The following is a 20,046-nucleotide window of genomic DNA, read 5'->3' as shown; positions in this document are numbered from 1 at the left end:
TCGCCCGGGCCGCAGTGATGACCGCATCCATGCCGGAGCCGCACAGCCGGTTGATGGTGGTGCCCGACACCGACAGCGGCAGGCCGGCCAGAAGCAGCGCCATGCGCGCCACGTTGCGATTGTCCTCACCGGCCTGGTTGGCACAGCCGAAGATCACGTCGTCGACCGCCGCCCAGTCAACCGACCCGTTGCGCGCCATCAGCGCCTTCAGCGCAACGGCGGCCAGATCATCCGGCCGCACCGAAGACAGCGACCCGCCAAAACGGCCGATCGGCGTGCGGATATAGTCGCAGATAAAGGCTTCGGTCATTGGGTGGCCTCCTTGTCGCCCTGATGAGCCTTCCTGGTGCGCGCGTTTATATCGCGCAGCGTCGTCAATTCACTTTCCGTCGGCACCGGCGTCTCGATCACCCGATTGGCAAATTTGATCGCCCAACCACAATTTTCAATGATCTCCTCGCGCGTCACGCCCCGGTGGATCGACACGACAGTCAGCTCCTTTGTTAGCGGATCCGGCTCCATGATGCAGAGATCCGTGATGACCCGCGTCGGCCCTTTGGTTTTCATGCCAAGGCGCTCGCGGTGGTTGCCACCCTCACCATGACCCATCGATGTGATGAAGTTCAATTTCTCGACGAAGCCGCGCTTCGACAGCGCCATGGTAATAAAGATCTGACCACAACTGCTGGCAATCTCCGGCGCCCCGCCGCCGCCCGGCAGGCGGACCTTTGGATGATCATAGGGACCGACGACTGTCGTATTGAGGTTCGCAAACCGGTCGATCTGCGCGCCACCCAGGAAGCCGGTGGTGATACGCCCACCCTGCAGCCAGTAGCGAAACATCTCCGGCACCGAGACGGTGAACAGCGCCGTATCGCAAAGCTCGCCGTCGCCGATCGACAGCGGCAGCACATCCGGCTTGGTGCCGACGGTACCGCTTTCGTAGATCAGCGTGATGTCAGGCGCATGGGTCAGTCGGGCGACGTTGCAGGCGGCCGACGGCGCGCCGATGCCGACAAAGCAGACGTCTTCATTGGTGAGCGCACGCGACGCAGCGATTGTCATCATTTCAGTCGGTGTAAAATCCGTCATCTCACGCAGCCTTCTTCCTGGCATGCCTGGCGAAATCTCCTGGGCTCGCCTTCATCACGTTCTCCTCGATCCATACCTGAAAGCTATCCCGATCCCGGGCGATCTCGTCCCAGGCAATGTAGAATGCATTCGAGCGAGGATAGTAACCCTGCGCGTAGGATGGGAATGCCCCGCCCGGCACCTCGGCCACCGCGGTTACCGCCCAGGAGGGCAGCACGACGGAGTTCGGCGATGGCGGGTTCAATTCGTCGACGATCTCCTCGACGGTGACGATCGAACGCTTGGCCGCAAGCACTGCTTCCTTCTGCACCCCGACGATGCCTTCGATCAGCACATTGCCTTTCCGGTCGGCACGCAACGCGTGGATGATCGACACATCCGGGCGGATGGCCGGAACCGCGGCCAACACTTCGCCGGTGAAAGGACACGTGATGGACCTGATGTTCGGATTGACCTTGGTGAGGTCCGCCCCGATATAGCCGCGCAAGACGGCAAACGGCAGGTTTGCTGCCCCCGCCTCATAGGCATTTGCCATCGCCGCGTGGCTGTGCTCCTCGATCTCCAACGGGCGGGGCCACTGGTTTTCGACCGCATCGCGAAACCTGTGCAGGGAACCGACGCCCGGATTACCGCCCCAGGAAAATTTCATTCCGCGAGCGGCACCAACGCCGATCAACTGGTCGTACAGAATGTCCGGGGTCATGCGGATCAGGTAGAGGTCCTTCTTGCCCTGGCGGATCACCTCGTGTCCGGCAGCGTAGGGAATGAGGTGGGTAAAGCCCTCCATGGCGACGGTATCGCCATCCCTCACATTCTCCGCGACAGCTTCGTGGAGCGTTACGATCTTCGCCATGGGGCCTCCCGCAATTCCGCTTTCGACTGGCGGCGAATAAGCGCCTTTCGAAAAAGAACGTCAAATATTTTGTGCGTTATTTGACTTTTGTTCATATAACGCACAAAATGACCCCCAATAGGAATTCGAGATGCGCGAAACCGATTTCGTCAGTGGCTTTGCCAAGGGACTGAGGGTCATCGAAGCCTTTGGTGAAACGCGGCCACGGCTTTCGATCACCGATGCCTCGAAGCTTACCGGCCTCGACCGGGCGACAGTTCGCCGCTCGCTGCTGACATTGGCGGATCTCGGCTTTGCCGACTATGACGGCAAGTTCTTTACCCTGACGCCGAAAATCCTCCGGCTCGGCCATGCCTACCTATCGGCAACACCCTTGCCGGCTCTCATCCAGCCGCATCTCGACCAGCTATCGGAAAGAGCCGGGCAAAGTGCGTCGGCCTCTGTGCTCGACGGTACGGAGATCGTCTATATCGCCCGCGCGTCGCAGCGCCGCGTCATGTCGATCAATCTTACGCCGGGAAGCCGTCTTCCCGCCTTCTGCGCTTCCATGGGGCGCGTCCTGCTTGCCGCCCTGCCCGAAAGCGAAGCCCGTGCCGTGCTTTCCAGGACCGATCTGAAAGCCAATACGCCAAATACCAAGACCGATCCGGACGCCCTGATGGCAGAATTCCGCATCGTCCGCGCGGCGGGCTATGCCATCATCGACCAAGAGTTGGAGATTGGCCTCTGCTCCATTGCCGTTCCCGTCGAAAATAGCCGCGGCCAGACAGTTGCAGCCATCAATATCGGCGCGCCCGCGGCTCATGTCGCTGCAGTCGAAATGGCGGAGCGATACCTGTCGCTTTTGCTTGAAACGCAAAAGGCGCTCAGGCCGATCCTGCATTGACACCTAAGCGTCCCTGGCGATTTCGGCAGCAGCACGTCGGATGGTCTGCATGAAGAGAGACTGTTGCAGGGAGGGCATGGAATCAGACCGCATTGTCAGACCCACCGGTCCCTTCGTCGCGCCGGTATCGATAGGAAGCACGCTCAGATTGCCGTCCTCGACGTCATTGGCGACGACGCCGGCAGAAATGATCCAGATGGCATCGCTTGATCGAACGAAGGCCCGCCCGAAGGCGTCGGACACCGTCTCGATCTGGTTCGGCAGATTGGCAACGCCGTTGACGATCAGGAACTGGTCGACAACGGGACGAATGATCGAGGCGCGCGTCGGCAGGAGGATCGGATACGCACCCAGCGCCGAAAACACGTCTTGCCTTGCCCGAAGCAGCGGGTGGCCGCCGCGAACCACGAAGAGCACCGGCTCGGAATATAAATGCTCGAAAGAAAAGCCCGTCATCTTGTCCGGCGCGGCAAGACGGCCGACAACGAGGTCGAGATCGCCGACGCGTAGCTGTTCCAGAAGCACCGCGTTCTCGCCCGTGACGATCTTGATCCGGCTACCTGTCTCTTCCTTCAGGAACAAGGCGATGGCGTGCGGCATGACCCTGGTCGACACCGTCGGCAGCGCACCGATCCGGATCGGCGCCCCGTCGCCGAAGCGTTCCTGCGTCACCGAATCCAGTCCCTGGCGCAACGCCGTCAGCGCCGCGCCGGCATGACGTTGGAATATCTCGCCATATCGCGTGATCTTGATACCGCGACCGTCGCGCTCGAAGACGGCGACTCCGAGGACGGTCTCCAATTCGCGAATGGTCTTGGTGACCGCGGGCTGGCTGACATGCAAAACCTCAGCCGCCTTCATCACGCTCTTCTGCCGGGCGACCTCGACAAAGGTCTGCAGATGACGAAATTTCACCCTGTTATCAATCACGCTTTTCATAACTCGTTGGTTATGGAAAACCGAAGAAATATCATTTTACCAAACCAGAATAAACATACAATCTGGGCAAGGAGGAGAATTCCAGTGCAATTCGCTCGCATCGATAGCGTGACGGTTCGGCATCAGGTCATCGGCGAGCCGGTGACCGCGGAGCCATTTGTCGCTTTGGTCGTGCATGGAGAAGCTGATGCGTGAAACGTCTGCGCCATCTGCGCGCTATCATCAAGGTATGGCCACGCGGCGCGCGGTCCTTGGCGACGATCACGTCGACCGGGCTGAGGCGGCAGCCTCCGATTTCGACAGACCGTTCCAGGAGCTGATAACAGAGGGGGCGTGGGGCACGGTCTGGTCCCGTCCGGGTCTTACCAAACGCGAGCGTTCGATCGTGACCATCGCCCTTCTTGCAGCCCTCGGACAGGACGAGGAAGTGGCCATGCATGTCCGGGCAACAGCCAATACGGGCGCGACGCGCGACGACATCTGCGAGGCGCTGCTGCATGTGGCGATATACGCTGGCGTGCCGGCGGCGAACCACGCCATCAAGATCGCCAAAAAAACCTATGAACAGATGGACGCTGAAAGCGCGGCCTGACCCGAGGCACTACATGTCTGACATACCGAACAAGAGGCCCGAAACGGGCGCATTCTTCCCCCGCGACCGGAACTGGCATGCGCCCGCCTTCACCCCGGGCTACAAGACTTCTGTTCTTCGCTCTCCGCAAAAGGCGCTGCTGTCGCTGGATGGCACGATCTCCGAGATTACCGGTCCCGTCTTCGGCCATTCCATCCTCGGCGAGTTCGACAACGACCTGATCCACAATTTCGCAAAGCCGGGTGAGAGCGCCATCGGCGAGCGCATCATTGTCCACGGTCGTGTTCTCGACGAACGCGCCCGCCCTATCCCCGACGCCTTGGTCGAATTCTGGCAGGCCAATGCAGGCGGTCGCTATCGCCACAAGAAGGAAACCTATATCGCTGCGCTCGATCCGAATTTCGGCGGCTGCGGCCGCGCCATTACCGACGAAGACGGCCAATACTCGTTCCGCACCGTTCGTCCTGGCGCCTATCCCTGGCCGAATGGCGTCAACGATTGGCGCCCTGCCCATATCCACTTCTCGATCTTCGGTCACGGCTTTGCCCAGCGACTGATCACGCAGATGTATTTCGAAGGTGACCCGATGATCTGGAAATGTCCGATCGTCGGCACTATCCCCGACCGCAGGGCAATCGAGCAACTGATTGCTCCACTCGATTGGGGCAACACCATCCCGATGGACGCGCGGGCCTATAAATTCGATATCATCCTGCGCGGACGCCGCTCGACCATGTTCGAGAACCGGCTGGAGGGCAACTGATGGTGCAGGAACTTGGCTACCTCAAGGAAACGGCGTCACAGACAGCCGGCCCCTACGTTCACATTGGCCTCACCCCGAATTTCTGCGGCATTACCGGCGTCTACGGGTCCGATCTCGGAGCCTCGATGATCAACGACAAGACGCTGGGAACGCGGATCACCGTCACCGGCCGTGTTATCGACGGCGCCGGATCGCCGATCAAAGACGCCCTCGTCGAAATCTGGCAAGCCGACAGCGCCGGCCTCTACAACAGCCCTTCGGAGATGCGTGGCACGGCCGATCCAAACTTGACCGGCTGGGGCCGCTGCCCGACAAACGGCGATGACGGAACCTTCCTGTTCGAAACCGTCAAGCCGGGCCGCGTCCCCTACAAGGATGGACGCAGGATGGCGCCGCACATCACTTTCTGGATCGTGGCGCGCGGCATCAACCTCGGCCTGAATACGCGAATGTATTTTCCCGACGAAACCGCGGCCAATGCGGAAGATCCGCTGCTTGCGCGTATCGAGCACCGCCATCGCGTCGCAACCCTGATCGCGTCGGGCGTGGCACCGGTCTACACCTTCGACATCCACCTGCAAGGCGAGAAGGAAACGGTGTTTTTGGACATCTGAAAACGACATGAGCATTTCCGCTTTCGATCATCCGTTTCTCTCCGGCCTACTCGGGGACGAGGAGACCGCCCGGTATTTTTCAGCCGAGGCGGATATCCGTGCCATGCTCAGGTTCGAGGCAGCTCTGGCAAAGGCCGAAGCCAAGCACGGGATTATTGCCGGTGACGACGCCGAGCGGATCGCAAACGTTTGTGCCTCTTTCGAACCGGAGATCGTGTCGCTTAAATCGGCAACCGCGACGGACGGGGTCGTCGTGCCCGACCTTGTCTTACAACTTCGTGCGGCAGTCGGCGGCCAAGCCGCGCAGCACGTCCATTTTGGCGCCACCAGCCAGGATGTGATCGACACCAGCCTGATGCTCCGGCTGAAGGGAGTAAATTTGCTGTTTGCCGCCAGACTATCCGCAATCGTGACAGCGCTGCACACGCTCGATCGGCAATTCGGAACCAATCGGATGATGGGCCGCACGAGGATGCAGGCAGCCATCCCCATTGCCGTCTCGGACAGATTGCGCTCCTGGCGCGACCCGTTGATCGAATACGGCGGTCGGCTGGCGCGCGAGATCTATCCAGTCCAGTTCGGCGGCGCGGCGGGGACCCTCGACAAGCTCGGAATGAAGGCGGAAGCCGTCCGGTCAACATTATCTCAGGAGCTTGGTCTTTCGGACAAACTGCAATGGCAAAGCCAACGCGGCAAGATCGCGGACATCGCAGGGCTTTTTTCACTGATCACCAGCAGCCTCGGCAAGATGGGCCTGGACATTGCCCTGCTGGCACAGGCCGGAGATGAACTGAAACTGGCAGGCGGCGGCCGCTCGTCCGCCATGCCGCATAAGCGCAACCCGGTCGCGGCGGAAGTACTGGTTTCGCTCGCCCGCTTCAACGCCGTGCAGGTGTCGGGCATCCACCAATCGATGGTGCATGAACAGGAGCGCTCCGGCGCCGCATGGACACTCGAATGGTTGCTTCTGCCGCAGATGGCGATCGCATGCGGTAGCGCACTACGCCTGGCCCAGAGGCTCATTGAGGACATAGACGTTTTCGGAGCGACGACCCGATAGCCCGCGAATGCCTGTAGAAGCGATGTTGTTGGTACATTTGCAAGCCGTTCGACTTTTCCCAACTCAGGAGCATTTTTAGAAATCCGTTCCTCGGCACGCTCGTTAATATACTTATTCTATAGATATTATTTATGGAGAGCGGGACATGGACTACGAAAATTCGAAAAGCGGTATCGGACGCCGGGATCTGTTGAAGTTGTCGGCAGCGGCAAGCGTTGCGGTTGCTGGCGCGGCCCTCGTTGGGCGCAGCCCGGCCGCTGCCGCCGACGCGGAGCTGTCTCTGAAAGGCAAGCGTATCGCCATTAGTGCGACGGGCACTGACCATTTCTTCGACCTGCAGGCCTATAACGCCCAGATCGCCGAAGTAAAGCGCCTCGGCGGAGAGCCGATCGCGGTTGACGCGGGTCGCAACGACGGCAAGCTCGTCTCTCAGCTTCAAACGCTAATCGCACAGAAGCCGGACGCGATCGTCCAGATCCTCGGAACGCTCAGCGTCATCGACCCCTGGCTGAAGAAGGCGCGTGACGCGGGCATTCCGGTGCTGACCGTCGACGTCGGCTCGACGAATTCGCTGAACAACACGACTTCCGACAACTGGGGCATCGGCAAGGACCTCGCCTTGCAGCTCGTCTCCGATATCGGCGGCGAAGGCAACATCGTCGTGTTCAACGGCTTCTACGGCGTCACGCCCTGCGCGATCCGCTACGACCAACTGGTCAACGTCGTCAAATATTTCCCGAAGGTGAAGATCCTCCAGCCGGAACTGCGCGACGTCATCCCGAATACGGTGCAGGATGCCTTCACACAGATCACGGCGCTGTTGAACAAATATCCGGAAAAGGGTTCGATCAAGGCGATCTGGTCGGCCTGGGACATCCCACAGCTTGGCGCCACGCAGGCGCTCGCTGCCGCCGGCCGCACCGAAATCCGCACCTATGGCGTCGACGGCAGCCCCGAAGTGCTTCAGCTCGTCGCCGACCCGAATTCGCCTGCTGGCGCCGATGTCGCGCAGCAGCCGGCAGAAATTGGCCGGACAGCAATTCAGAACGTCGCAAAGCTTCTGGCGGGCCAGACCTTGCCGCGCGAGACCTATGTGCCGGCGCTGATTGCCAACAAGGCAAATGTCGGCGAAGTGACCAAGAAGCTCGGCATCGGCTGATCCTCCCCTCAAGCGGTTCGGGCATCGTTGTCCGAGCCGCTTTTGCAGATTTCCGAACCGGAGGCTTCAAATGACAGCAACGTCCCGCGCTGCGGAAGATGGCGGCGATATCATTCGGCTGGAGGAAATCTCCAAGCATTTCGGTGGCGCCCAGGCCCTGGCCGGTGCCTCCCTTTTTGTCCGGCGTGGGTCCGTGCACGGCCTTGTCGGCCAGAACGGGGCCGGGAAATCGACGTTGATCAAGCTGCTTGCCGGACTGCATCATCCAGATGGCGGCCGCATCGAGATCGACGGACGCACCTTCGACAGACTGACGCCGCACCTTGCCGAGGAGCTTGGCATCCACTTCATCCACCAGGACCGCCTGCTGGTGCCGACCTTTACCGTCGGCGAAGCGCTTTTCCTCGGCCGTGAGATTCGAATTGCCGGCACTCCCTTTCTCGATCGGCGCGCCATGCAGCGCCGGGCGTCGGAAATCCTAAACGACTACTTCGCGATAAGATTGCCGAACGGCGCGCTCATCAGCGAGCTGTCCACTGCCGAAAAGCAGATCGTGCAGATCACGCGTGCCCTTCTCAACCAGCCGAAAGTGCTGGTGTTCGATGAGCCGACGGCGGCGCTCGTCCGCCGGGAAGCGGATATTCTGTTCCGGCTGATCCGTCGTCTGCGCGACGAGGGCATTACGGTGATCTATATTTCGCACTATTTGAACGAGATCGAAGAGCTCTGCGACCACGTCACCGTGCTGCGCAACGGCCAGAGCGTCGCATCGCTGCCGATCCGCGAGACGACGGCTTCAGCCATCGCCAAGCTGATGATCGAGCGCGATATCGAAGACATGTTCCCGAAGCGAGATGTCGTGCTCGGAGAGGACATCCTAAAGCTGGATGGCCTGACGTCTGTGGGCAAATACCGCGACGTTTCCATGACCCTTCGACGGGGTGAAGTGCTTGGGATCACCGGCCTTCTCGGCTCCGGCGCAAAGGAACTGATCCGCACCCTGTTCGGACTGGAAACAGCAACCTCGGGCAGCATTGAAGTCGCCGGCGTTGCGACGCGCTCCGTCACTCCGTCTCAGGCGACCGATCGGCATATCGCTCTAGTTCCAGAAGACAGGCGTCGCCACGGCGTAGCGCTCGATCTGAGCGTCGGCGAGAACATCACATTGTCGTCCCTGCGCAGCTTCACGCGTTTCGGGTTCCTGAACCGGAACCGTGAGCGCAGCGAGGCGGACGCTCTGATCCGTCGCCTTGAGGTGAAGACGGCGGGACGCGAGGCGTTGGTCCGCACACTCTCCGGCGGCAATCAACAGAAAGTGGCGATCGCCAAATGGCTCAGCCGCCACTCCGAAATCTACCTCCTCGACGAGCCCACAGTCGGCGTCGACATCGGTTCCAAGGTTGAGATCTATACCCTCATCGGCGATCTTGCCGCGCGCGGCGCAGGCGTGATCGTGTTGTCGTCCGACTTGCCGGAGCTGGTCGGCGTCACCGATCGCATTCTTGTTTTCTTCCGCGGCCGCGTCGTTCGTGAATTCCAGTCCTCCCTAACCACGCCGGACGAAGTGCTGGCTCAATCGACAGGCTCTGCGGAGGCGCTTCGCAATGTCGGCTGATGTTCATTTCGCTGCAGTCGATTTCGAAGCGCCGGAGACCGGCAAACGTCAGTTCGGCAGGAATTTCGCGGCGGCGGCGTTGAGGGGCGGATCCGTTATCGCTTTTGCTGCCATCCTGCTGATCTTCTCGCTGACCGCACCCTATTTCCTCAGCATCGGCAACATCGGCAATGTGCTCGGCCAGTCGGCTATATCGGGCGTGCTGGCAATCGGCCTTACCGTCGTCCTGATTGCCGGCGGCTCTAACGTCGTCACCGGCGGCATCGATCTGTCGCTCGCAGCGAACATGGGTCTCAGCGCTGCCGTCTACGCCACTCTCATTCAGCTCGGCTACGGCGACCCTCTCGCGATCACCGCGGCAGTTGCGACGGGTGCGCTGATCGGCGTCGTCAACGCACTGGCCGTCGTGGTCGCAGGCATCGTACCGTTGCTCGCGACGCTCGCCGTGATGAACGTCGTCGCCGGTCTGGAACTGGTGCTGACGCAGAATACCGTGCTGCCGGCGTCGACCCCGTTTCTCTCGGTGCTTTCCTCGACCGATAATTTTGGCATCCCGGTTCTGGCCTACATCCTCATCGGCTTCACAGCGATCGTTGCAGCAGTTGTCCAATATACGCCACTCGGGCTGCGTCTCTATGCGGTCGGCGAATTTCCCGATGCAGCCCACGCCGCCGGCCTTCCGGTCAACCGGCTCGTCGCTGGCGCGTTTGTCGCCGCCGGCCTTTGTGGCGGCATCGCCGGAGTGCTTTCGGTTTCCTATCTCAGCGGCAGCACGACCGGGTCCGGCGAGATGCTGCTGCCGGTTGTCGTGACCGCGTTGCTCGGTTCCGTCTTTTCCCGCCGACTGGTGCCGACCATCACCGGCACATTATTGTCGGTGCTTCTCGTCGGCTTCCTGGTCAATGGCTTCCAGCTCCTCAACATTTCAAGCACGCTGGTGAGCGGTATTCAAGGCGCCCTGATCCTCGTCGTCGTTTCCGCCACCACCCTGCTGCGCCGACAGGAGAGCTGATCCATGTCCGTTTCGACCTCCACGCCAGCCGTTGCCAGCCTTCCCCACCGGCTCCTTGACCATTTGGGACGCTACGGGCTGATACTGGCGCTCGTTGGCGTCTTCGTCGTTTTCGCCGCTGCCGCTCCGACGTTCCTCAGTGTCGCCAATCTGCAAAGCATCCTTGTCAACAATTTCACGTTGCTGGCGATCGTTTCGGTTGCGATGACCTTCGCGGTCTCTTCGGGCGGCATCGATCTTTCGGTCGGGACAGCTGTGGATTTTGCGAGTTTTGCCTTCGTCTCACTCGTGCTTGCAGGGCAGCCTGTGGCAATCGCAGCGCTGGCAGGACTTGCCGCCGGAGGGCTGGTCGGAGCATTCAACGCGCTGCTGATTTCGGGGATCGGCATCTCGCCTTTTCTGGCCACGCTCGGAACGCTGTTCATCGGCCGGAGCATACAGCAGATGCTGACCGACGGCGGAAATCCCGTCTATCTGCCGCCCAACGGCGTGCCTGCGGCATTCCGCTTCCTTGGCCATGGCACCATCGGCGGGTTCCCTGTGCCGCTGATCGTCGCCATCGGCATTATCGTCGTTGCGGCGATCGTTTTCGCCCGCAGCCGCTTTGGACGCGTCGTGCTGTCGGTGGGTATCCAGCCGAGCGTCGTCAGATATTCCGGCATAGCCATCCGCGCCCATGTCGCCATCACATTCGTGATCGCCGGCATCGTCGCCGCAGCAGCCGGGCTCATCCTGACGGCAACGGTCACCGTGTACATCCCCTCGTCCGGCAACGCCTTCCTGCTCAACGCCATCGGTGCCACCTTCATCGGCACGACGCTCAGCCCGCTTGGGCGCCCGAACGTCCTGGGGACCGTGCTCGGCGTCCTGCTCCTCAGCATCGTTGCAAACGGGCTACTTTTAACCGGGCTGAACTTCTACTGGCAGCAGGTCGGCACGGGGGCGCTTATATTCGCCGTGTTAAGTCTGAGCTTCATGAACAAGAAGGGTCGAAGCTGAAAATATATTCAGGCTTGCCCGCTATGCCCTGACTGCCTCGCCGCCTCTTTGACCAATCGCCTCCCAAGCGACCAGCCGTCCGCCGCTTTGTCTGCCTGAAAAGGCGGCAAGGCGGCGGGTTCCAAGCGTCGCATATCGGCCGGCTCGACGCCGTCATGGCTTGCCCCAGCGAACCGGTCACCTTCCCTTTGTTGCTCAACATTTCCATTCCGGCAAATTTTGTAAACCAATGTTTCCCACGGGATTTTCTCAACAGCTGGAAGTCCGAAGACCTTCTCATGGCTTCGGGTTTGTATAAGACTGTCCGCAAATGGACCCGAACTCATGTCTGTGCACGCAGCCCCCGACATCCTGATCGTCGACGACGACAATGAAATTCGCGCGCTTCTAAGCCGATATCTGGAGGAGCAGGGTTTTCGCGTCTCGACCGCGGGCGATTTGCGTAGCTGCAACGAGGTGCTGAGCCGGCGCGCGCCGGATCTGCTGGTATTGGACGTAATGCTACCCGACGGGTCGGGTCTCGACCTTTGCCGGGACCTCAGAAGCCGCCGCCCTCGTGTACCCGTCATTCTCCTCACCGCACTCAAAGAGGATATCGATCGTATACTGGGGCTGGAGATCGGCGCTGACGACTATCTCGGCAAGCCGTTCAATCCGCGGGAGCTCGCCGCACGCATCAAAGCGGTGCTGCGCCGGATCAACGACGATCCGGCTCCCGAGCCGGAGCAGCGCAGTTACGCTTTTGCCGGCATGACCCTCGATCCGCAGCTTCGGCGCCTGACAAAGGACAATGGTGAGCTCATCTCGCTGACGGGAGCCGAATTCGATCTGCTCAAGGCCTTCCTCGAACGGTCCGGACGGCTGCTATCCCGCGACCAGCTGCTGGACGTCACCCAGGGGCGCGACCGTGATCCGGCCGATCGTTCGATCGACGTCCTGATGAGCCGTTTGCGACGCAAGCTGGGTGAGACCGCGACGGCACCCGTTTTCAGGACGATCCGCAACGGCGGATATCAGCTCGTCGTGCCGGTGGTGACCATCAGGGGCGATCCGTGAGATCGCTCGGAGCCCGGCTGGCGCTTCTGTTGGTCACGGCCATAGTCCTTGTCGTGATCACCTCGTCGTTCGCGGCAAGCCTGGTCATGCGCGGGCCGCGTCCCGGCACGACCATGGAGCCGATGGCACGCCAGCTGCGCATCCTTGCGAAGCTCGCCGAAGGTGACAGGGCTGTCGCCTTGGCGGCGGGCGTGGTGGTGTCTGGTGCGCCCGCGCCTGGCGCCCGGGATGAAAGGCTGTCCGACTTCCTGACGCAGGCGCTACGTCGGACCGGCGAGCCGCGCGACGTGGTCGCGACCCGGCATTCGATGACGACCAGCGCGACCGTATCTCTCAGGCTTGCCGACGGCCGCTGGATGCTGGTGCCGATGCCGGATTTCGGTCCGCCGCCCGGGGGTTGGAAAATCCTGGCTGGCTGGCTCACCCTCATCGTCATCGGCAGTACGGTGGTTTCCGTATTCGCCGCATCGAAGATCACCAAGCCGCTCCGACTGCTTGAACGGGCGCTGGCGGATATCGCGCCTGACGGGACCATCCCGCACGTACCGGAGACCGGTCCAGGTGAAATTCGGGTCACGGCCCAGGCGTTGAACAGGCTGTCGGCAAGGGTGAAAGCGGCAACGGAAAGCCGCATGCGTCTGGTTGCTGCGGCCGGTCATGATCTGCGCACACCGATGACGCGAATGCGGTTGCGTGCCGAGTTCATCACCGACGATGAAGACCGGAGGAAATGGCTTTCCGACCTCGAGGAACTCGACCAGATTGCCGACAGCGCCATCGGCCTGGTTCGCGAGGAAGTCAGCCGGGACAGTCTGCAAGACATCAGGCTCGATCTGATCGTTAGGCACATCGTCGCGGAGCTGACCGCTATCGGCATGAATATCAGCAGCGGCGAGCTGCAGTCGGCAACTATCTTTGCCGGACCCCTCGCGATCACGCGGGCGTTGCGCAACCTGATGATCAACGCTGCGACGCACGGAGAATCAGCCGTCGTTGCCGTCAGCCACCTTGACGATTGGGCTGTCGTCACGATCGACGACACCGGGCCAGGCATTCCGGACGAGCGGCTCGACCAGGTCTTCGAGCCCTTCTTTAGGATCGACATCGCGCGACAAAAGTCGTTTGCAGGCGCGGGTCTTGGAATGGCCATCGCCAAGGAAATCATCTCCCGGTTCGAAGGGGAGATCACGGTCAGAAACCGACAGCCCGGGGGGCTGGAGCAGGTGGTCGTCTTCAAGAGCCGCGACCACGCCGCGGCGCCAGGCTAAGCGACGATCCATGCCAAGATCGAACAGCCTCCCGTTTCACCGTCGATTATCAGACGTAGGCGGTCCGATCTCCGAAATCTGTACTCTCGTCAAAGTTTGTCGTGCCGATGCGGTCGCTTTCCCCAGACAGCGGCGATTGCCCAGCGCTCGTCGACGGGCTGGAACCAGAGGCCGTATTTGCCTTCGTGGCTTGTCCGGTTGCGCTCGACTGGCTGCTGGAGGATTTCTGCAGCTTGGCCAGCTGGGCCTCAAGCGTGGTCAGATCCTTTTGAAGCGTGGCGGCTTCGTCCGGGTCTTTCGTGTTGGCGAGTTCCGCCTTCTTCGCCGCGATTTGAGCCTGTATTTTCGTGGCGTCGTCTGTGGTCGACGAACTCGACGACGTGGTGGACGATGTGCCAAACAAGGATGAGGTGGTAGAGGAGGATATCGCTGTAACCATTTTGCCGTTGCCCATTGCTGTATTGTTCGGATGTACAACTGTGGCCGCGGCTGGATTAAGCGTAAGTAAATTCCCTTTTGCTTGACCGTTCAAAGTCCATGCTAAGACGTCGGCGACATTATCCGGAAATGCGGCCGGATTCATCGCGTTTTCTAACGATAAAATTCAAAGAAATCATAACATTATAACTTTTGACGACAAAGCGCACAAATCCGATGTTGCGGAGGTGGTCCGGTTCCCGGAAATATCGGGATAAGAAATTCCTTTCAAATACCTTTTTTCGGCAATGTTCGGAAACGTTTGCGGCAAGCTCTGGTGTAGATTTGCACTCGGCCGACCGCTTATCTCGAATAGGCATCGGTCACCCCAAAGTACCGGCTTCGCCAGAATGCCCCACATGAATGGCGAAGCCGGATTGCTCTTGCCGCCAGGCGGCGAAGGCTTCGTTGCGGCGCACAAATGTGCAGGAGGTCAATCGCCACGTCGGCGCCATCGTGACCGCAACCCGCGAGCAATCGATCGGCCTGATAGGATCAACGTCGCCGTCAACAACATGGATCAGGGCAACCAGCGCAATGCCGCGATGGTCGAGGAGCAGACCGCTGCGAGCCACGCACTGGCCGCTGAGGCAAGCGCCCTCAATGAGCTCCTCGATCAGTTCAGTCTCGGCAATGGGCAGCGGGCCAATACTGCCAGACCCTCAGCCGCAACTGTCCGCTCGCATCCGGTCGCATCTCCTGCCCGCGCGCTCGGGCGCACGGTTGCCAAGGCTTTTGCAGGCAAGACCGAAAGTGCCGCAGCAACCGCTCAGGAGAGCTGGGAAGAGTTCTGATGCGAAACCGGCGACGGGCGGGGGAATTCATGACCTTGGAACTGCCCTGACTATTTCCAAAAGGCGATCATAAAGCTATGAAGTTGCATCGTACAACTATATGGGCATTATCTCCATGACGGACAGTGCGCCGGATACCATCATCGCACCCCTGCGTGACGCTTCGCGCCGACTTGTGCGTGAACTCGGTTTCATGAACTCGACCCTTGCCGGGACGAACCTTCCACCGTCGGCGGTCCATGCCCTGATCGAGATCGGCAGGCGCGGGACGCTGACGGCAGCGGAACTCTGCAACGTTCTCAATCTGGAGAAATCAAGCGTCAGCCGAATGACGCGCAAACTCATAGCGTCCGGCGATCTTTCTGAAGGTGCGAGCGATCAGGATGGGCGTGCAAAGCCACTCTCACTGACGCCAAAAGGCTGGAGCGCATTGGCGGCAATCGACATCTTTGCGCGGAACCAGGTTTCCGGCGCGCTGGAAAAGCTGACGCCGGAGAGGCAAGGCAGGGCGCTGGAAGGGTTGGAAGCCTATTCGCGGGCGCTGGAGGCCCGGCGCACCGGCGGAGAGCCCGACGCGTCTTCCGCGATCTCGATAGAAAGGGGCTATCGTCCCGGCGTGATCGGACGTTCCGTGGAGATGCACGCTCGCTACTACGCCCGGACGGCGAGCTTCGGACATTTCTTCGAAAGCAAGGTTGCTGCCGGTTTGGCCGAATTTGTCGGGCGACTGGATCGACCGCACAACGAAATATGGGCCGCCCTGGAGGCAGGAAATATTATCGGCACGATCGCGATCGACGGCGAAGACCTTGGAACCGGTATCGCCCATCTGCGCTGGTTCATCGTCGAAGACGGACGGCGCGCAAGCGGGACCGGCACGCGGCTGCTGAACCAAGCCGTGGCGTTTTGCGACCGGAACGGTTTTGAAGAAATCCAGCTCTGGACGTTCAAGGGACTGGACGCGGCGCGGCGACTCTATGAGGCCTCAGGTTTCGTCCTCGCGGAAGAGCAGCCCGGCCGTCAATGGGGCAAGGAAGTGACCGAGCAACGCTTCGTTCGCAAGGTCGAAGGTCAAGATGATCGGCAAATAGCGTCACGACAGCAAAGCTGAATGCAAAAGCTCCGCACAAGATTAAACGTCGAATTTAAGGATGTTTAGGAGCAAGCAGCTGGAGTCTCTCCGCTTGCTCCCATTCCGGCCATGAAGGCCGTTCGTTTGCCGCCGTTATCTTCCACTCCCTTTCATCCTTCCTCCGCATAAGATCGCCATAGCCGATCCTTGCCAACATGAAGGCGGCCGCCTCTGCGATGCATAAGGAAGCCGGTGTCGGGCGATCCAGGTGATCAAGACCGGAAGTCAAAGCGGGCAGCCGATGCAACCGCTGCCGCTCACCTATTCAAACGGCAGCGCAAACATGTCACGCGTAAAGTGTAAGAACCCGAGTCCTCTTCAACGCTTGTATCAGGAGGCCCCCTTGACAAGCATCTCTTCGGTCCTTTCCAGTGGTCAGTACAAGTACAAATCGACGACCAGCGTCGCATCGATAGATGATTCCGATCTGCTACTGTCTTCCGGAACATCGACAAAAACAAGTTCCAGTTCCAGCTCATCTTCGTCGGACACGTCCACCACCGACGAACAGAGCATCATCGCTGCGGCGGAAAAACTTTTCTCGCAGATGATGGCGATGATGCTGAACAACCAGTCCGGCAGCAGCGATAGCAGCGGCGACAGCAACCAGTCACCCTCCGATCAGCCGACGTCGCAGGCCGACATGATCAGCGCGATCGATACGAATGGCGATGGCAGCATCAGCAAGCAGGAATTTGTTGCAGCCCGTCCGTCCAATGTCAGTGAAGACCAGGCGTCGTCTCTGTTTTCAAGCTTCGACAGCGACAACACCGGCTCCTTGACGGAAGCGCAGCTTGCCGAGGCGATGCAATCACACAACCCGCCGCCACCGCCCGGAGCGAAACCAAGCGACGACGATCTATCCAAGACATTCTCGTCGATGGATAAAGACGGCGACGGCGGCGTCAGCGAGGCAGAGTTCATCGCCGCACGTCCGTCCGACGTCAGCGAAGACCAGGCGACAATACTGTTCAAGAGCCTGGATACGGCCGGTGCAGGATCATTAACCGAAGCCCAGTTCGCGACCGCAATGAAATCGCAAACACCGCCTGCACCGCCGCCGATGCAGCTCTCCGATTTCGCAAGTCTTTATTCTTCTAACTACGACGACAGCACGTCGAAGGAACTCATCAATCTGTAGTAAGAGCGCCGATCGGGCGGTTGCCCGGTTTGCAAACTGCCACAAGCCGGGAATCTGGACGAAAGACGTGGGGCCTTCACGTTCAGATCTCCCGGCTTGAGCTTTCCAGCTCTTTCGCAGGGTCCGATCATTTATCTTTAAATTTACTAATATATTTCAATCAGTTAGCTGCAATCTTGTTTATATTCGATATTGGCGCAGGTCCACATTTCTCTGTTCCAAATCGAAGCCGGCAAAGAATCTGCTCCGGCAATCAGACAATATTAAAACAATTGTCGAAAACTGCTTGCTATCCCAAATGGTTCTAGCTTTTCAATGGCGTCAACTTCAACTCCAGATCATCGATCAAAGCGACCGAACGCCAACCGGTTTGGCGTGTTTCTTCCCGCTATTCTTGCGCTCTTCACGATCGCCACGCTGGTTGTTTTCGCTGATCACGAAAGAGCAAAGCAGGTTCGTATTTCGCAACGGACAAGTGCATCCGAGCAACTGGCTACGTTGTCGGCGCGACTGGAAACGAACATCAACGGCAACGTAAATCTCCTGCAGGGCCTGGTCGCGGCGATTGCGACTGAGCCGCAGATGTCGCAGGAACGATTCTCGCAGTTCGCAGGCCAGCTCTTCCGCGCCACGTCTCAACTTCGCAACGTCGCCGGAGCCCCGGATCTGGTGGTCCGCTACGTGTACCCCGGATCGCCGAACGAAAAGGCAATCGGGCTCGATTACCGCAAAAATGAACAACAACGCGACGGCGCGCTGATGGCGCGCAATAGCCATAACATCGTGCTGGCCGGGCCGGTCGATCTCGTCCAGGGGGGCTCGGGCCTGATTGCACGCTGTCCGGTCTACATATCGGTCGACAAGGCGCAAACATTCTGGGGAATTATTTCGGGCGTGATCGATCTCGCCCGGCTCTATGAGGATAGCGGGTTGATGGCGGCGGATCTGGATGTTGCCATCAGCCTGAAGAGCAACCCAAAAGCATCAAAGGACGTGTTCTTCGGAAAGCTCGACACGTTCGACAGCGATCCGGTCCGGCTTTCGCTCAATCTGGGCTATAACACCTGGGAACTCGCGGCAGTGCCCAAGGGCGGCTGGGCTCAGCATGCTCACGTGGTGTTGTTTCGAATCGGCGTGGCGGTTGTCTCGCTGTGTATCATCTCCCCTTTGATCTGGGCCGGCTTCCTGATGCGAGCGCGCCAAAAGACGATTGTGCAGCTGCAGCGGCGCGAAGACGAACTTGAGAAGACCAAGCGCACGCTCGAACATCAATCGCTGCACGACTCGCTCACCGGGCTGCCGAACAGGCGCTACGTCGATCAGATGATTGCCAGTCAAAACGCCGATAGCGGGACTGATCGTCTCGCCTTTATCCATGTCGACCTCGATCGCTTCAAGGAGGTCAACGATACGCTCGGCCACGCTGCGGGCGACGAAGTTTTGCGCCTTAGCACGGCAAAGCTTCAAACAGTCCTTGGCCCGGAGGAATTTGCCGCTCGCATCGGAGGCGACGAGTTCGTCATCGTCACTGGGGGGCGGGATCCGGAGCAACGCGCCATTGCGCTCGCGACAGATGTGGTGGCCGCTCTGGCGGCACCTATTCTCATCAATGGTCGAGAATGCAGAATAGGGGGAAGCGCAGGCGTCGCCTGGCAGAGCAATGCCGGAGACGACCTTCACCAACTGCTCGTCAATGCGGATATATCGCTCTATGAGGCGAAAAAACGCGGACGCGGACGTACCGAGATATTCTCGGACGAACTCCGCGCCGCGACACTACAGACAAAACAAACGGCCGATGATCTCATATTGGCGCTGCAACGCGATGAAATTATTCCATATTTTCAGCCGCAGTTCGACGCCACTACCTTGCGGATATCCGGCGTCGAGGCGCTGGCGCGGTGGGATCATCCTCAACGAGGTATCTTGACGCCGGATCGGTTTCTGAGCGTTGCGGAAACGATCAATCGCGTTGCCGACATCGACGCCTGCATCCTCGAAAAGGCCCTCTTCCAGGCAACCCGATGGGCGGCCCTTGATCTCATAGTGCCGCAGGTCTCCGTCAATATCTCGGCTCAACGCCTCAAAGATCCGACACTATTGACCAAGCTCCGAAACACCCCCTTCCGCAAAGGCGGCCTTTCGTTCGAATTGCTGGAGTCCATTTCGTTCGACGGCCATGATTCCGCGCTCCAAGAAGCGATCAAGGATATCAAGGCCATGGGCATCGACATCGAGATCGATGACTTCGGAACGGGACACGCCTCGATCATCAGCCTGCTCGAGCTTGCACCGAAGCGGCTTAAGATCGACCGGAAGCTGATTGCTCCTATCACGACGTCTCATTCGCAGCGCAGGCTCGTGGCGTCGATTATTGAAATCGGGCGATCACAGAATATCGGCATCGTTGCGGAAGGCGTCGAGACATTCGAACACGCAAATATCCTTGGCGATCTCGGCTGTCATTTTTTCCAAGGCTACGCATTCGCAAGGCCCATGCCCGCCCGGGAATTCATTGAATTCGCCGGGCAAAGGCAGAGCAATGGCGACATCCTCCGCGAACAGGCAATGCTTGCCTGAGCGGCCGGTTCGAG

General features: G+C 59.9%; 19 protein-coding genes and 1 pseudogene. 15 read left to right on the top strand and 5 right to left on the bottom strand.

What is annotated here, in order from left to right; translation table 11 throughout:
• From CPY51_RS07550 to CPY51_RS07540, 3 genes are all read right to left on the bottom strand, one after another.
• Positions 1-310: thiolase family protein (locus tag CPY51_RS07550; protein ID WP_476705522.1), on the bottom strand; the 310-nt coding region annotated here is incomplete at its 3' end.
• Entirely contained in the window at positions 307-1,092 is a 786-nt protein-coding gene (locus CPY51_RS07545; protein ID WP_111159668.1) for a CoA-transferase subunit beta, read from the bottom strand. The genes CPY51_RS07545 and CPY51_RS07550, both read right to left, overlap by 4 nt.
• Before the next feature lies 1 nt (position 1,093).
• The gene (locus CPY51_RS07540; RefSeq protein ID WP_111159667.1) at positions 1,094-1,945 is read right to left on the bottom strand and encodes a CoA transferase subunit A; all 852 of its coding nucleotides are present in this window, start codon (positions 1,943-1,945) and stop codon (positions 1,094-1,096) included.
• A 130-nt stretch (positions 1,946-2,075) separates the two neighbouring features.
• Here CPY51_RS07540 and CPY51_RS07535 point away from each other — a divergent pair, with 130 nt between their 5' ends.
• On the top strand, positions 2,076-2,831 hold the full coding sequence (locus tag CPY51_RS07535; RefSeq protein WP_111159666.1) for an IclR family transcriptional regulator: 756 nt from the start codon (positions 2,076-2,078) through the stop codon (positions 2,829-2,831).
• A 3-nt stretch (positions 2,832-2,834) separates the two neighbouring features.
• Here CPY51_RS07535 and pcaQ read toward each other — a convergent pair whose 3' ends face one another.
• Positions 2,835-3,761, bottom strand: coding sequence for a pca operon transcription factor PcaQ (gene pcaQ, locus CPY51_RS07530; RefSeq protein ID WP_111159671.1), 927 nt, complete (start codon positions 3,759-3,761; stop codon positions 2,835-2,837).
• A gap of 196 nt (positions 3,762-3,957) precedes the next feature.
• Here pcaQ and pcaC point away from each other — a divergent pair, with 196 nt between their 5' ends.
• The 10 genes from pcaC (at position 3,958) to CPY51_RS07475 (ending at position 13,908) form a co-directional block, all read left to right on the top strand.
• Positions 3,958-4,362 (top strand): 4-carboxymuconolactone decarboxylase, encoded by a 405-nt coding sequence (pcaC, locus tag CPY51_RS07525; protein ID WP_111159665.1) that lies wholly within the window; start codon positions 3,958-3,960, stop codon positions 4,360-4,362.
• A gap of 13 nt (positions 4,363-4,375) precedes the next feature.
• Complete coding sequence (gene pcaH / locus CPY51_RS07520; RefSeq protein WP_111159664.1) at positions 4,376-5,125, top strand: protocatechuate 3,4-dioxygenase subunit beta; 750 nt, start codon at positions 4,376-4,378, stop codon at positions 5,123-5,125.
• Positions 5,125-5,739: a protocatechuate 3,4-dioxygenase subunit alpha gene (pcaG, locus tag CPY51_RS07515; RefSeq protein ID WP_111159663.1), complete on the top strand. Its 615-nt coding sequence runs from the start codon at positions 5,125-5,127 to the stop codon at positions 5,737-5,739. The genes pcaH and pcaG overlap by 1 nt, the downstream gene beginning before the upstream one ends.
• Before the next feature lie 7 nt (positions 5,740-5,746).
• The gene (locus tag CPY51_RS07510; protein ID WP_111159662.1) at positions 5,747-6,799 is read left to right on the top strand and encodes a 3-carboxy-cis,cis-muconate cycloisomerase; all 1,053 of its coding nucleotides are present in this window, start codon (positions 5,747-5,749) and stop codon (positions 6,797-6,799) included.
• A 145-nt stretch (positions 6,800-6,944) separates the two neighbouring features.
• Positions 6,945-7,958 carry a sugar ABC transporter substrate-binding protein gene (locus tag CPY51_RS07505; RefSeq protein WP_111159661.1) on the top strand — a complete coding sequence of 338 codons (1,014 nt, stop codon included), beginning with the start codon at positions 6,945-6,947 and terminating at the stop codon, positions 7,956-7,958.
• A 70-nt stretch (positions 7,959-8,028) separates the two neighbouring features.
• Positions 8,029-9,573, top strand: coding sequence for a sugar ABC transporter ATP-binding protein (locus CPY51_RS07500; RefSeq protein WP_111159660.1), 1,545 nt, complete (start codon positions 8,029-8,031; stop codon positions 9,571-9,573).
• Positions 9,563-10,585 (top strand): ABC transporter permease, encoded by a 1,023-nt coding sequence (locus tag CPY51_RS07495; RefSeq protein ID WP_111159659.1) that lies wholly within the window; start codon positions 9,563-9,565, stop codon positions 10,583-10,585. Before CPY51_RS07500 ends, CPY51_RS07495 begins: the two co-directional genes overlap by 11 nt.
• Positions 10,586-10,588: 3 nt before the next feature.
• Positions 10,589-11,584 (top strand): ABC transporter permease, encoded by a 996-nt coding sequence (locus tag CPY51_RS07490; RefSeq protein WP_111159658.1) that lies wholly within the window; start codon positions 10,589-10,591, stop codon positions 11,582-11,584.
• Between the two features lie 324 nt (positions 11,585-11,908).
• Entirely contained in the window at positions 11,909-12,640 is a 732-nt protein-coding gene (locus CPY51_RS07480) for a response regulator (RefSeq protein WP_111159656.1), read from the top strand.
• On the top strand, positions 12,637-13,908 hold the full coding sequence (locus CPY51_RS07475) for an ATP-binding protein (protein WP_111159655.1): 1,272 nt from the start codon (positions 12,637-12,639) through the stop codon (positions 13,906-13,908). The genes CPY51_RS07480 and CPY51_RS07475 overlap by 4 nt, the downstream gene beginning before the upstream one ends.
• A gap of 49 nt (positions 13,909-13,957) precedes the next feature.
• Here CPY51_RS07475 and CPY51_RS07470 read toward each other — a convergent pair whose 3' ends face one another.
• Positions 13,958-14,491, bottom strand: coding sequence for a hypothetical protein (locus CPY51_RS07470; RefSeq protein ID WP_244598519.1), 534 nt, complete (start codon positions 14,489-14,491; stop codon positions 13,958-13,960).
• A 317-nt stretch (positions 14,492-14,808) separates the two neighbouring features.
• Between CPY51_RS07470 and CPY51_RS07465 the strand changes: the two are divergent.
• From CPY51_RS07465 to CPY51_RS07450, 4 genes and pseudogenes are all read left to right on the top strand, one after another.
• Positions 14,809-15,179: pseudogene (locus CPY51_RS07465) on the top strand (methyl-accepting chemotaxis protein); the annotation flags it as partial.
• Positions 15,180-15,294: 115 nt separating this feature from the next.
• Complete coding sequence (locus CPY51_RS07460) at positions 15,295-16,290, top strand: bifunctional helix-turn-helix transcriptional regulator/GNAT family N-acetyltransferase (protein ID WP_206607236.1); 996 nt, start codon at positions 15,295-15,297, stop codon at positions 16,288-16,290.
• 229 nt (positions 16,291-16,519) lie between these two features.
• The gene (locus CPY51_RS07455) at positions 16,520-17,452 is read left to right on the top strand and encodes an EF-hand domain-containing protein (protein ID WP_244598517.1); all 933 of its coding nucleotides are present in this window, start codon (positions 16,520-16,522) and stop codon (positions 17,450-17,452) included.
• Between the two features lie 375 nt (positions 17,453-17,827).
• A complete protein-coding gene (locus CPY51_RS07450; RefSeq protein ID WP_195909460.1) occupies positions 17,828-20,032 on the top strand; it encodes a bifunctional diguanylate cyclase/phosphodiesterase in 2,205 nt (734 codons plus the stop codon).
• Positions 20,033-20,046: the final 14 nt, after the last annotated feature.

Origin of the sequence: Arminella tubonensis, from assembly GCF_003240585.1 — a bacterium.
Classification (GTDB): Bacteria; Pseudomonadota; Alphaproteobacteria; order Rhizobiales; family Rhizobiaceae; genus Rhizobium; species Rhizobium tubonense.
Note: the sequence above shows the minus strand (reverse complement) of the source record. Positions and strands in the feature narration are given on the sequence as shown.